Here is a 14548-nt window from a genome sequence, read left to right on the forward strand (position 1 = left end):
AAATTTACTTACCCCCAGTGTAACTGGGGGTTTTATCATGCCTATTCGGCGCCAACAAAACCGTCAGGATCAACAGATTCTGACGGTTTCTTTCGTTTGGTATGAACTGGCTTTTTTCGTGACTGCTCATTTTTTTCATGCTGTCCGTTTTTTCCAGCCTCCCTGTTTTTTCATCACGGTCTGTCGGTTACGGCCGTTCCGATCGGTTCCTGCATAGCTTCCGGTCAAAAGGCTGCTGATTCTCCCAAAAAAATACAAAAAAATCACCTGACCGACTTTCTCCTGCAGCCGAACAGGAAAAAGACAAGACAGGTGATTTTATATCTATCACAGTATGGTTCAGCGGATAAATTTTCCGAAGACATAGTTGCCGTAGGCCAAGCCTTTATCGCTGAGGCGGACCCAAGCTTCCGTTTCTTCCAAGAGGCCCTGAGCGACGAGCGAATCGATGACCGGTCCAAAATCAGCTTCGATAGGCCGTCCGAAACGGCGGGCATAATCTCCTTTATCGATGCCGACGCGGCGGCGCAGGGCTAAGAAGCAGTAGTCCTCGACAGCTCGCTTATCATCGATAAGGACGCGTTCGCCTTCGACGCTGTCCCGGCCGGCTTTTTGGATGTACCGGGGAATATTGGCCATATTGGCCCAGCGAGCCGTGCCGTCAAAGGAGTGGGCTGACACGCCAAAGCCGATGTAGGGTTCATAGGTCCAGTACTTGCTGTTGTGTTTCGATTCAAAAGACCCTTTCGCATAACTTGAAATTTCATAGTGGTGGAATCCCAGGCCGTGCATCTGATCGTGGACGGCTTTCCCCATAGCTTCGACAGCCTCGTCCTCGGGAAGTGTCCAAAGGCCCTTAGAAAGGCCGTGTTTCAAAGGCGTCCCGTCTTCGACGATGAGGCTGTAAATCGAGGCGTGGTCCACAGGAAGGTCGCCCAAACGCTGCACGTCTTCCATCACGTCGGAAACGGTCTGGCCCGGAAGACCATACATCAAATCCAGGGACAGGTTATGGATACCGGCGTCCCAGGCGGCGCGAAGGGCCCGCTCCCCTTCCTTTGCCGTGTGGATGCGCCCCAAAAAGGACAGCATCCGGTCGGAAAAGGACTGGATGCCGAGACTCAGGCGGTTTATGCCGTAGGAAACGTAGGCCGCTGCCTTTTCCCCGTCGAGGCTCTCGGGATTAGCTTCGACTGTGATTTCTGCATCATCGGTTACGACGAAGGTCTGCCGCAGCTGCCAGAGGATGTCCCCCATGGCCGTCGCCGAGAGCATCGACGGCGTACCACCGCCGATATAGATTGTATCGGCCTTTTGACCGGCATAGGGTGAGGCTGCGATGTCCCGGCACAGGGCCGGAACGTACCCTTCCAGATAGCGTTCGAGGCCGCTGTACGAAGGAAAATCGCAGTACAGGCACTTGTGGCGGCAAAAGGGAATGTGAACGTATAAGCCGAGCATTACGATTCGTCGACTTTGAGGACGGCCATGAAGGCTTCCTGGGGAATTTCGACGGTGCCGAACTGTTTCATCCGCTTCTTGCCTTCCTTCTGTTTTTCAAGGAGCTTGCGCTTACGGGAAATATCGCCGCCGTAGCACTTGGCCAAGACGTCTTTGCGAAGGGCCGCTACGTTTTCACGGGCGATGATCTTATTGCCGACAGCTGCCTGAACGGGGATCTGGAAGAGCTGGCGTGGAATGAGGCTGCGCAGCTTTTCGACCAGGGCCCGGCCGCGGCGGGCGGCAAAGTCGCGGTGGACGATGACGCTCAGGGCGTCGACGACGTCGCCGTTGATGAGGATGTCCATCTTGACCATGGGCGACGACTGGTAGCCATTGAGCTCATAGTCGAGAGAGGCATAGCCGCGGGTGGCCGACTTCAAGACGTCGAAGTAGTCGTAAAGGATTTCGCACAAGGGCAGGTTGTAGACCAAGGAGACCCGCGTGTCGTCGAGGTAGTCCATGGTGACGTACTGACCGCGGCGGCTCTGGGAAATTTCCATGGCCGTGCCGACCATGTCCTTGGGGATGATGATCGTCGTCTTGACCAAAGGTTCTTCGATGTGGTCGACTTTGGTCATGTCGGGCATCTGCGACGGGTTATCGACTTCGACCATCGTCCCGTCCGTGCAGTAGACGCGGTAAATAACCGACGGCGCCGTCGTAATCAGGGACAGGTCGTATTCCCGTTCCAACCGTTCGCGGACGACGTCCATATGGAGAAGGCCCAAGAAGCCGCAGCGGAAGCCGAAGCCCAGGGCTGACGACGTTTCCGGTTCAAAGAGCAGGGCTGCGTCGTTGAGGTGGAGTTTTTCCAAGGCGTCGCGCAGGTTGTCGTAATCGTTCGTTTCGACCGGGTAGAGGCCGCAGTAGACCATGGGCACAGCCCGGCGATAGCCCGGCAGGGCTTCCGACGCCGGCCGTTCGGCCAAGGTGACCGTATCGCCGACGCGGCAGTCGCGGACGTTCTTCATGCTAGCTGCCAAATAGCCGACACTGCCGCAGCCGAGAGACGGAACGGGATGCATCTGAGGCAGGAAGACACCCGTTTCGATGACTTCAAATTCTTTGCCCGAAGCCATCATGCGGATGCGCTGACCGGGCTTTAAGCTGCCTTCCATGATGCGGATGTTGGCAATGGCCCCTTTATAGGCATCGAAGTGGGAGTCGAAGATGAGGGCCCGCAAAGGCTTATCTTCTTCGTCGGCCGGTGCGGGAATGCGCTGGACGATGGCTTCCAGGACCTGGTCGACGCCAAGGCCCGTCTTGGCACTGATCATGATGGCGTCCGACGCATCGAGGCCGATGACGTCTTCGATTTCCTTGCAGACCCGGTCCGGGTCTGCACTGGGCAGGTCGACCTTGTTGATGATGGGGATGATTTCTAAGTCATGTTCCAAGGCAAGGTATACGTTGGCCAAAGTCTGAGCTTCGACGCCCTGGGTGGCGTCGACGATGAGCAGGGCTCCTTCACAGGCAGCCAGACTCCGGGAGACCTCGTAGTTGAAGTCGACGTGCCCCGGCGTGTCGATGAGGTTCAGCGTGTACTGCTTGCCGTCTTTGGCATCGTAAATGAGGCGGGCCGACTGGGCCTTGATGGTAATGCCTCGTTCTCGTTCGAGATCCATCGTGTCGAGTAATTGGGCTTCCATCTCCCGTTCGGGAACAGTGCCGGTCATTTCCAGCATCCTGTCGGCCAGGGTAGACTTGCCGTGGTCGATATGAGCAATGATTGAAAAGTTTCTGATATGATCTGTGGACACCGTATGTTTCCCCTCTTTCTTATTGGATGACGCCGCCGCCGAGGACGCGTTCTCCTGTTTCAGCATCGTAGAGCACGAGGGCCTGGCCGGCCGTAACGGCACGCTGGGCTTCGTCGAACTCGACGCGCATATCGTCGCCTTTGGGATAGACCGTGCACGGCGATTCATTGGCAGCATAGCGGATCTTGCCGAGAGCCCTGAAAGGCGTATCCGGCACCGGTTCGACCCAGGTCGCTTCGCTGGCTTCGACCGTCGTCTGAAACAGGTCTTTTTCGGAACCGACGATGACCCGGTTGTGTTCGACGTCTAAGGCCGTTACGTAGTACGGTCCTCCGGGACCGCCGAGATTGAGCCCCCGCCGCTGGCCGACGGTATAGGCGGCAATGCCCTGATGGCGGCCGATGACGCGGCCCGCTTCATCGACAAAGTCACCGGGCTTAAAGATATCCTTCTGTTCCTTTTCCAAAAATCCCTTGTAATCGTTGTCGGGAATGAAGCAAATATCCTGACTCTCGGGTTTGTTGAAGACTGGAAGGTTCCACTCTTTGGCCAGTTTCCGCGTGTCGGCCTTTTCAAGGTCGGCCATGGGAAACAGGAGGTGCGGCAAGATGTCCTGCGTCAGCTGATAGAGGACGTAGGACTGGTCCTTGCGGCGGTCTGTGCCGCGTAAGAGCGAATAGATGCCCGTCTCTTCGTCTTTGGCGATACGGGCGTAATGGCCGGTGGCCAGGAAGTCGGCGCCAAACTGTTTGGCTTTTTCCCAGAGCAGGCCGAATTTAATAAATTTATTGCAGGCAATGCAGGGATTGGGCGTTTTGCCGCGGCGATAGGAATCGACGAAATAGTCGATGACATCGCGGCGGAACAATTCGCGGAAATCCAAGGTATAATGGGGAATGCCCAGTACCGAAGCGACGGCTTTGGCGTCGTCGACGGAACTGAGGGAACAGCAGGCGTGGACGTTGTCGATGGTACAGGCCGGGTCTTCTTCCCACAGGCGCAGGGTGATGCCGATGACATCATACCCTTGCTGCTTTAAAAGGCCGGCCGTAACCGAGCTGTCGACGCCGCCGCTCATAGCTACTGCGACTCGTTTCATGTCTAATCTCCTCTACTGGTCGTCACGGCGTCCCGGATTTGGGACACGGCGTGTTCAATATCTTCTGTCGTATTGTCTTTGCCGACGGACAAGCGGATGCTGCTGCGCAGCCACTTTTCTTCGACGCCCATGGCCTGTAGGACGTGGGACGCTTCGACGGCACCGGCTTCACAGGCCGACCCGGCCGATACGGCAATGCCCTGTAAATCGAGGGCAATGAGTAAAATAGCGCTGTCCACCCCGTCGACGCTGAAGTCGATGATGTTGGGCAGGACCTGACGGCGGCTGCCGTTGAGGCGGAACCGAGGATCGTCTTTAATGAGCTTGTCGTAGACGAGGTCGGTCAGGACCCGGGCCGCTTTGGCCCGGTCTTCCCGCTCCCTTTCAAGCAAGGCCGCTGCCTCGCCGAAACCGACGATGGCGGCGACGTTTTCGGTCCCTGCCCGCAGCCGGTGTTCCTGAGGACCGCCGTAAGCTTCAGATGCCACCTTGAGGCCGTGGCGGATATACAAGGCGCCGACGCCCTTAGGACCATAAATCTTATGGCTGCAGACGGTGAGCATGTCGATGCCCTGTTCTAAAGGCCGGACGGGAAGATAGCCGAAGGCCTGGACGGCGTCGACGTGGAAGGCGACATCCTTTTCCACAGCTACGGCTCCAATGGCTTCAATGGGTTGGATCATGCCCGTTTCATTATTGGCGTACATGACCGAAATAAGGACCGTATCGTCCCGGATAGCCGCGGCCACGTCCTCTGCCGACGCACAGCCGTCGGGGCCGACGGGGACATAGGTCACGTCATAGCCCTTTTCTTCCAGAGCCTGAAAGGTGCGCAGGACGGCGTGGTGTTCGACGGCCGTCGTAATGACGTGGCCGCCCTTTGGGAAATTGGCCCGCAGATACCCTAAAATAGCCAGGTTATCCGCTTCCGTTCCGCCGCTGGTAAAGACCAGGTCTTCGCCGCTGACGCCGAGGACGTGAGCGACTTGACCGCGCGCCTTCTGGACGGCGGCCCGAGCCTGTTGACCAAAGTAATGGAGGCTCGACGGATTGCCGTAGGATGTCGTCAAATAGGGCATCATGGCGTCCAGGACTTCCCGATCCATAGGCGTCGCTGCGGCATTATCTAAATAAATGCGTTTCATTTATAGTACTTACTCCTCTATTGACAAAAAAGCCATAAAAAAATAGCTTAATCTTTATAATACCATAGGGAGGCCGTTTTGTATATCTGCCGAACCGCCGATTACGACTTGACGTAGAGGCTGGGCACGCCGTCGACGTCGGCACACTTCGTATTGCAGCGATTTTCACTGCAGACCCAAAAGGCGCCGTAGGGGCCATTCCTTTTTTGGAAGGTCCCCTTCTTGCAGCGCGGGCAGGGATAAGGCGACGGCTTGACGTCTCCGTCTTTACCCCCTCCTGAAACGGGTTCTGTGTGGCGGCACGTCGGATAGTTGCTGCAGCCGTAAAAGTCGCCGTACTTGCCGTGACGCTTGACCATGGGGCTGCCGCAGTCTGGACAGGCCTTGGCCCCTTTCACCTTCATGACGACGCCGCCGGCAGCGGTGACCAAGGCCTTTAAAAAGTCCAGTTGGTCCCGGAGGAAGGCGTCGAGATTGTCCTTGCCAAGGCTCATCTGATAGAGCCGCTCTTCCCAGATGGCCGTTTCATCGGGATAGAGCATTTCGTCAGGCAAAGAATCGACGAGGAGATAGGCGTTGTCCGTCGGCTTCAGGTATTTTTTCTTCCCTTCTGCCGTCAGGAATTTCCGCTGGATCAGCTCTTGGATGATCGTCGCCCGCGTCGCTTCTGTGCCGATGCCTTGAACTTCCTTCAGCTTTTTCTTCAAGCTGTCGTCTTTGACGTATTTATAAATCTCTTTCATGGCTGCCAGTAAGGTCGACGGCGTAAACCGCGGCGGCGGCTTGGTCGCCTTCTTGTCGACTTGGCCGCTCTGATAGTGGACGCTATCGCCCTTGCGGACGACGGGAAGTTCGCCTTTTTCTTCTTCGTCTTCGCCCTTATCGTTCTGATAGAGGGCTTTCCAGCCGAGAACGGTGACGGCTTTGCCGTGGGCAACGAAGGTCTCGTCGGCGCAGTCGATGGTGATCCGCGTCTGATCGTATTCGTGGATCGGATAGAATTGGGCCAAATAAGCCTGGGCAATGAGGTAGTAGATGTGCTGCTGGACAGCCGTCAATTTATCGAAAGGACAAGGGACGGTCGTCGGGATGATGGCATGATGAGCCGTAATCTTACTGTCGTTCCAGGCCCGGCTCTTGATCTTGCCGTCGGCACCGCCGGCCCACTCGGCCAGTTTCCCCGCCGGAATGGCGGCGATGTTCTGAAGGATGCGGGGCACGTCCTTTCGCTGATTGAGGGGCAGGTATTCGCAGTCCGAACGAGGATAGGTCGTCAATTTTCGTTCGTACAAGGTCTGGGCCGTATCGAGGACCTGCTGCGGCGTATAGCCGTAGCGCTTGCCGGCCAGGACCTGCAGGGACGACAAGGACAGGGGCAGGCGCTGGGACTCTTTCTTCTTGGACTTCTTATTTTCGACGATCGTTCCGTCGGGGTTTTCGGCCAGGCGGGATAAGATATCCTTTGCCGCCTCTTCTTTGACGCAGCGCCCTTCTGAATCGAGGCCGGCCTGAGTATCTTTCGGCTGCCACTGGGCGCGGATGATGCCGTTTTTATGCTCAAAATCGGCTTTTACGACGTAGTATGTGACCGGCACGAAATCGTCGAGTTCCCGCTGACGGCGGACGACGAGGGCTAAGGTCGGCGTCTTGACCCGGCCGATGGGAAAGACGACGCGATGGCCCTGACGACGGGCCGACAAGGTATAAGCCCGGGACAGGTTCATGCCGATAAGCCAGTCGGCTCGGCTCCGGGCCAAGGCCGATTCCTTCAGATGGACGAAGTCGCCGTTGCTGCGAAGATCGCCTAAGGATTCATGGATGCTCTTTTCATCAAGGGCGTTGAGGAGAATGCGCTCGACGGGCTTTTCATTTCCCACGTAGTCGAGGATCTCGTCGATGAGCAGCTGCCCTTCCCGGTCCGGGTCACCGGCATTGACGATGCCGTCGACGTCGGGACTTGAAATGAGGCCTTCAATGATATGGAACTGTTCTTTGCTGGCCGGACTGATGAGGAGCTTCCACTCTTCGGGAATGATGGGCAAATCCTCGGCATTCCAGCGCTTATATTTCGGATCGTAATCCTGGGGCTCGGCCTGCTGCAGGACGTGACCGTAAGCCCAGGTGACGATGCCGCCTCCCGTACGGATACAGCCGTTTCCCCGCCGGTGAGGTTCCGGCAGGCACTTAGCCAGTTCCCGGGCCATACTCGGTTTTTCGGCAATAAAAAGTTTCATACCACATCTCTCTTTCTGCAATAGACTGTACCTTATAGTATATCATATTTTGAGGTTTCTTTACAGGGTTCCGCCGGCACAAAAAGCAACCCAGGCCTATACGGCTTGGGTTACTTTGGCTAATTGTCCGACCGCCTTGATGACGTTGGCAAAGGCCGGCGGAATATCGTCTTTTTCAAGGGACTGGCCGAGAAGACGGCCGAGGATGACGCCTTTATTGCTGTACAGCCAGGCAAAATAGTAGATGTACAAGGCCCGTTGGTTGCGGGGATTGACATTCCACAGTCGTCGAGCCGGATAGTCGTGGTAATTGATGTCCAATTTGCGGCAGGCCTTTCTTATCATGTCCGTCGTCGCCCGGGCATGGTCGCCGCAGGCCGTGTTGATGATGCGGTCTAAATCACGGCGCCGCCCCCTGTCGAGGAGGGTCTTGGCCAAATCCATTTCAAAGCAGATTTCATTGGTAAAATAGACGCCCCGTTCGCCCTTGTGAGCGCCTTTGACGTCGGCATCGTACAAGGCAGCGACAGGGATTTTGAAATACTCCAATAACGCTTTGATCTTGGCGATGGAACTTTCGCCGCGGGCGTTGATGAGACAGATGCCGTAGTAGTCGAAAGGGATACCGAGGGTCACGCCGAACTGATGGAAGCAGCCGTACTCCGTTTCCCCTTCGACGATGAGGGCGCTTCGCGAATAGAGGGCTGCCTTGACTTCCGGAAAATGCATGATGAGGTGTTTTTCGATTTCTTCATTGAAGTGGAAACAGACGCCGCAGGCCGCCTTGACCATGCCCTTCTTGTCGCGGTACAGGCGGATGATGTTGCGATAGTCGTCGATAAGGGAATCCGTCGAATGGGTGACGATGAACAGCTGGCCCCGCAGGCCGTCGATGTTGAATAAGTCCTTGAGGAGGCGGCAGAATTGAGGGTCCTCATTGTGGAGGAGCTGTTGGTAGTAATGGAGGACCGACCGCTGCATATACGGGTGCAGGTGAATTTCCGGTTCGTCGATGGAAATGATGAGCGGCAGATAGCGCCGCCCCTTTTCATCGACGATGAGGTTGTGTTCCATGGGTACGGCCCGGCTGATGGACATTTGATAGACATGAGTAATGACGCACAGGGCGGCCAGGGAAATGAATTTCATATTGTCGGCTCGGGGCCGGTCCGTGCGGCACAAGAGCTTCGACAAGAGGAAGATATTGACGAAGTAGGAAGAATCGAGGCTGCCGACGGCCACTTCATGATGGATGAAGGCCCGGGCCTCTTCCGACAGGCTGTCCCAATGCTGCTCGCTCCAAGCCGAGAGCTTCTGTTCCAGGGCTCGATAAATCCGCGGTGCCACCCGCTGTTCTTCCGGAAGGGTCGCCGAATAGGACACGTAGCGTAGGCGGCGGATCAATTCCAAGGGCAGCTCTTCCCCGCTGTCATCGAGATAGAGGTGGGGATACATATCGCTGATGTGCATTTCCATGCGGACCCGCAGGTTCTGGCGATGCTCATCGGGCCTGTCGGCAAAGTATTCCTTGTCACTCTCCAGCAGGTGAAGGCCCAAGGTGATGACGATGGGCTGTGACGGATCGGCATAGTCCTCTTCATCGACATTGCGGCCGTCGCTCATGTAGGCCAGGAGGCGCAGCAAACCGCTCTTGCCGATGGCGTTTTCACCGACGATATAGTTTGCCTTTTCATGAAAGGTCATCTCTACGTCTTGTAAGTTCCGATAATTTTGAATTCGCATATGCGTGATATACACGATATCTCCTCCCTTTTCACGCTTTCCTTACTATAGGTATTCGACAAAAAACGCGCTGCTCCTTTCTTTTAGGAGTCAGCGCGTTATTCCATTTCAGCAAGGATTTCTCAGCGACCGCTTTGACGGCAGAGTTTGGCCAGCCGGCGGGCGAGGTCAAAGGTCATCTGCCCTTCGGTCATCTGCCAGTGCCAGTTGCCATCGGCTACGCCGGGAACGTTCATGCGGGACTCGGCCGGAAGACTCAGCAGGTCCTGCATAGGTACGATGACCGTTTCTGCCCGGCGGCGGTAGGTATAGGCGATGACGGCCTGTACCAGTTCTTCCGGTGTGACATCGTCGGAAAGATTCAGCATCTGGCGGATGTGGAGCTGTTCGCTCGGCGTCAGGTCTTCTTCGTACCAGCCGCGGATCGTATTGTTATCGTGAGTTCCCGTATAGGCGATGCAGTTCGGTTCCGTATCGAAGGCCATGACACCGTCGGCCCGGTCTTTGAGGTGGAACTGGAAGACCTTCATGCCCGGAAGATCGAGGTCGTCTTTTAAGGCGCAGACGTCATCGGTAATGACGCCCAAATCTTCCGCGACCAGGTTCAGGCGGCCCAGTTTCTGATAGACTGCCCGGAACAACTCGAGGCCCGGCCCTTCTTTCCAAGCACCGTCCCTGGCCGTCGGCGAACCGTTTGGTACGGCCCAGTAAGCGGCAAAGCCCCGGAAGTGGTCGACGCGGAGCTCGTCGAAGAGGTCTTTCATGCGGTGGAAGCGGTCGGTCCACCACTGGTAGCCGTCGGCTGCCATGGCTTCATAGTCGTAGAGGGGATTGCCCCAGAGCTGGCCGTCGGCACTGAAGTAATCGGGCGGGACGCCGGCAACGGATACGGGACGCCCTTCTTCATCGAGGTCGAACTGGTCCTGGTGAGCCCAACAGTCGGCGCTGTCGTGGGCGACGAACATGGGCAGGTCACCGAGGATAATGACGCCGTTCTTCTTGGCATAGGACCGCAGCTCGTGCCACTGGCGGTCGAAGATGTACTGCATGAATTTGACGTGAGATACGGATCCGGCCAATTCCTTAGCATACCGCGCAAGGGCCTCTTCCTCGTGGCGGCGGATATCGTCGGGCCATTCCGTCCAGGGACGGCCTTTAAAGAAGTCGCGGATGCTGCGGAACAGGGCGTAGTCATCGAGCCAGTAAGCATTGGCTTCACAAAATTCCCGGAAGGGCTGCCAGGAAATGGTCAGATTCTTATCATGAGAGAGGTTCCACAAGATGCGGGCCTTTTCGGCAGCTGCCTCGTGCCAAGACAGGCCCTCCTTCCCCTTTTTGATAAAGCCGGAGACAATTTCATCTTTCAGCCAGCCCCAATCCCGCAGGACTTCCAGGGAAATGAGGGCTTCATTCCCGGCAAAGGCCGATTCCGACAAGTACGGTGAATCGCCCGTAAGGGGCGGCATCAAGGGCAGGATCTGCCACACCTGTTGGCCTCCTGCCTTTAAGAAGTCGACGAAGCGGCAGGCTGCCGTACCTAGGACGCCGTTTCCGACAGCTGCCGGCAGGGACGTCGGATGGAGGAGGACGCCGCAGCGCTTCTTGCCGGCTTCACTGCCCTTTAAGATGACTGCTTCTAAGGGCGGCAGTGTCAAAGTCAGGCGGCTGTTCAAGGTGACGGCCGGTTCCATCCGCGTGTGAAGGGCGTCAGTGAACTTGCCGTAAGCCAGCCCGTCCGTATAGAGGCTGATGGTCCGCAGGGCCGACGGATTGCGGTTCATGGCGACGATGAACAGGCCGTCTTCGGCCGGTTTCCCGAAGACGTCGCGACCGCCTTCGATGAGACGAGCAAAGGCGAAGACGTCGCCGTCGGCGTAGAGGGGAATGAAGCGGCCCGTCTGCAGGGCGTCATGAGCCGTGCGCAGGCGCGTCAGAGCCTTGGTCCAGCCCAGGATATCCCAGTCTTCCCTCCCCCAAGGGTAGGTCCGGCGGTTGTCCGGATCTTTGCCGCCTGTAAGGCCGGCTTCATCGCCGTAATAGATACAGGGCGCACCGGGCATGGTCATCTGCCAGGCAGTCAGCAGCTTCAGCCGCTTCTTGGCCGTATCTTCGGCCGTGGCCACTTCAGTACCGCCGGCAGCGCTGAGGACGGTCAAAATTCGTTCGATGTCGTGGCTGCTGATGAGGTTGAGCATGGCATAGAAATTTTCTTTAGGATAATTTTCCCGAAGGCGGGTCAATTCGTCGTTCATGCGCCGTCCGTCCTTGGCTCCGGTAACAAAGTCGACCATCAAGGCCCGCTGGGCATAATTCATGGCGCTGTCGATATCGTAGCCCGAGAGGTATTCCCGCTGCTCGCTGTAGCTTACCTTATTCGACGCGTCTTCCCAGACCTCGCCGATGAGAACGGCGTCAGGATTTTCTTCCTTTAAGGTCTTATAGAACTGCCGTAAAAAGGGTACGGGCAATTCGTCGATGACGTCGAGACGCCAGCCGCTGATGCCCTGATTGAGCCAGTATTTAAGGACACTGTCTTTCTTGTTGATGATAAAATCCATGTACGACGGATTCGTTTCATCGACGTCTGGCAGGTCCGATACGCCCCACCACGATTCATAGTCGTCGGGGTAGTTGTTGAAACGGAACCACTCGTAATACGGCGATTCCTTCGACTGGTAGGCGCCGACCCCGGGATAATGGCCGAAGCGGTTGAAATAGATGCTGTCGGCACCGGTGTGGCTGAAGACGCCGTCGAGGATGATGGCCATGCCCGCCTCCTTGGCAGCCTTGCAGAAGGCGGCGAATTCTTCGTTGGTCCCCAGCATGGGGTCGACGCGGAAATAATCAGCCGTTCCGTAACGGTGGTTGCTCGAGCTTTCAAAGATAGGGTTTAAGTAAATGGCCGTAATGCCCAATTCTTTAAGGTAGGGCAGTTTCTCCTGAATGCCCTTGATATTGCCGCCGAAAAAGTCGTAATAGACGATGTCGCCGACGCCTTCGCGCTTGCAGTAATACGGCCGGTCATACCAGTTGCTGTGAATGACGGCCCCTTCCTTGCCCCAGAGGTTGTCCGTATCCCGGCTGCGGTAGAAGCGGTCGGGAAAAATCTGATAGACGATGGCGTGCTTAAACCAGTCCGGCGTCCGCGATGCTCGATCGTACACCGTAATCTGATAGCCCGGCGGTACCGTTTCATAGACCGCCCCTTCCCCGCCGAGTTGGTCGCAATTGTTTCCGTAGTACCGCGTCGTATCGCCATCTTCGAGGATGAAGTAGTACCAGAGAAGGCAGCCCTTATCGGGCATGTCGACGACAGCAGTAAAGGCCCCGTCTTCATAGGTCATGGGCATCAGGGCTTCACCGACGTTGCTCTGCCACAGCCGGACCTGAGCCCTACAGCCTTCGGCACGGCCCTCCGCCGCAAGGCGCAGGATGAGGCGGCTGCCTGCCGGGACGGCGCCGAAGGAAGATCGATAGTAAAAATCATGAGAGTTGTGATACAGTCGTAAGTCCATAGGAAATCCTTTCGTATTCATCAAGAATCCCCCGTCGCACATACCCGACGGGGGACCCGATACTGAGCCCCTTACAGCTGCAGTACACTTTCATATAAATTTATATACGATTCAGCCGACTGATTCCAGCTGTAATCGCAGGTCATGGCATTGCGGACCAGCTGATCCCAGAGGGCATCGTCTTCGTAATAGCCGAGGGCCCGCTTCGTCGTAAACAAGAGTTCGTGAGCATTGAAGTTCGGGAAGGTCAGGCCGTTGCCCTTCTTGCTGTACTTATCGAAAGGCTGGACCGTATCCTTGAGTCCCCCCGTTTCCCGGACGATAGGAATGGAGCCGTAGCGCAGGGCAATGAGCTGGCTCAGGCCGCACGGTTCATAGCGCGACGGCATGAGGAACATATCCGACGCAGCGTAAACCTTATGGGCCAAGGCTTCGTCGAAGAGGATGTTGGCCGACACCTTGTTTGGATGGCGGTAGGCCAGTTCCCGGAAGGCGTCTTCATAACCGGCGTCACCGGTCCCGACGACGACCAGCTGAACTTCGTCGTCGACGAGTTCATCCATGATGCGCATGACCAGATCCAGGCCCTTGTCTTCGACAAGGCGCGTTACCATGGCGATGAGGGGCACGCCGCGCTTGATGCGAAGGCCCAGTTCAGCCCGCAGGGCGTCTTTATTTTCCCGCTTGTCGGCCCGGGCCGTAGCTACGGAATACTGCTTGGTAATGTACGGATCCGTTTCAGGATTGTAGGCATCGACGTCGAGACCGTTCAAGATGCCCGTCATTTTGCCGCTGTTGGCGCGGATATAGCCGTCCAGGCCTTCGCCAAAGTAGGGATAGGTGATTTCCTGAGCATAAGTCGGGCTGACCGTCGTAACCCGGTCGGCGTATACCAGGCCGGACTTCATGTAGTTGACGCAGCCGTCGCATTCGAGATTGCCGTTGTCAAAGAGTTCCTGCGGCAACCCGATGATGTCGCGCATGATGGACGGCGGATAGATGCCCTGATACTTCAAGTTGTGAATCGTATAGACGATTTTCATATCTTTGTAGAAGTCGTCGTGCCGGAAGTCTTCTTTCAGGAAGACGCCCATGAGCCCTGTGTGCCAGTCGTTGCAGTGGATGATATCCGGCTGGAAGCCGACGGCGGGCAGCATGGTCAGGACGGCGCGGCAGAAATAGGCAAATCGTTCGGCATCGTCGCCGAACCCGTAGAGGCCGTCCCGCTTAAAATACCATTCGTTGTCGATGAAATAGACGGTCACGCCGTCTTGTTCGATCATTTCGACGCCGTAATAGAGCTGGCGCCAAGACAGATTGACCGTACCGTTGACAACGGGCTTCATCTTTTCCTTTATGGCATCGGCAATGCCGCTGTATTTCGGAATGACCAGCCGAACGTCCATGCCTTTTTTGGCTAAGGCCTTCGGCAAGGCCCCCATAACGTCGGCCAAGCCGCCTGTTTTAATAAATGGCACTGCTTCTGAGGCCACAAATAATACCTTCATCGTCTGTCCCTCCCTTTTGCTGTCTGATTGAGTCGGTACCG

8 protein-coding genes are annotated in these 14548 nt (G+C 56.6%); all 8 read right to left on the bottom strand.

Annotation, left to right across the window (positions count from 1 at the left end):
* Nucleotides 1–339: 339 nt before the first annotated feature.
* The 8 genes from hemW to glgA all read right to left on the bottom strand — a co-directional run bounded on the left by hemW (nt 340) and on the right by glgA (nt 14507).
* Nucleotides 340–1461, bottom strand: a complete 1122-nt coding sequence (gene hemW / locus QZQ46_RS02525; RefSeq protein WP_296826506.1) for a radical SAM family heme chaperone HemW — start codon at nt 1459–1461, stop codon at nt 340–342.
* Nucleotides 1461–3263 (bottom strand): translation elongation factor 4, encoded by a 1803-nt coding sequence (gene lepA, locus QZQ46_RS02530; protein WP_296826508.1) that lies wholly within the window; start codon nt 3261–3263, stop codon nt 1461–1463. The genes hemW and lepA overlap by 1 nt, the downstream gene beginning before the upstream one ends.
* A 19-nt stretch (nt 3264–3282) precedes the next feature.
* On the bottom strand, nt 3283–4362 hold the full coding sequence (gene mnmA / locus QZQ46_RS02535) for a tRNA 2-thiouridine(34) synthase MnmA (protein ID WP_296826510.1): 1080 nt from the start codon (nt 4360–4362) through the stop codon (nt 3283–3285).
* 2 nt (nt 4363–4364) lie between these two features.
* Complete coding sequence (locus QZQ46_RS02540) at nt 4365–5507, bottom strand: cysteine desulfurase family protein (protein ID WP_296826512.1); 1143 nt, start codon at nt 5505–5507, stop codon at nt 4365–4367.
* 101 nt (nt 5508–5608) lie between these two features.
* Nucleotides 5609–7741 (bottom strand): DNA topoisomerase 3, encoded by a 2133-nt coding sequence (locus QZQ46_RS02545; protein ID WP_296826514.1) that lies wholly within the window; start codon nt 7739–7741, stop codon nt 5609–5611.
* 96 nt (nt 7742–7837) lie between these two features.
* Nucleotides 7838–9499, bottom strand: a complete 1662-nt coding sequence (locus tag QZQ46_RS02550; RefSeq protein WP_296826516.1) for an ATP-dependent endonuclease — start codon at nt 9497–9499, stop codon at nt 7838–7840.
* A gap of 107 nt (nt 9500–9606) precedes the next feature.
* Nucleotides 9607–13020: a 4-alpha-glucanotransferase gene (malQ, locus tag QZQ46_RS02555; RefSeq protein ID WP_296826518.1), complete on the bottom strand. Its 3414-nt coding sequence runs from the start codon at nt 13018–13020 to the stop codon at nt 9607–9609.
* 50 nt (nt 13021–13070) lie between these two features.
* Complete coding sequence (gene glgA / locus QZQ46_RS02560) at nt 13071–14507, bottom strand: glycogen synthase GlgA (protein ID WP_296826519.1); 1437 nt, start codon at nt 14505–14507, stop codon at nt 13071–13073.
* Between the last annotated feature and the right edge of the window lie 41 nt (nt 14508–14548).

Source organism: uncultured Megasphaera sp. (assembly GCF_900539295.1).
Lineage (GTDB): Bacteria > Bacillota > Negativicutes > Veillonellales > Megasphaeraceae > Megasphaera.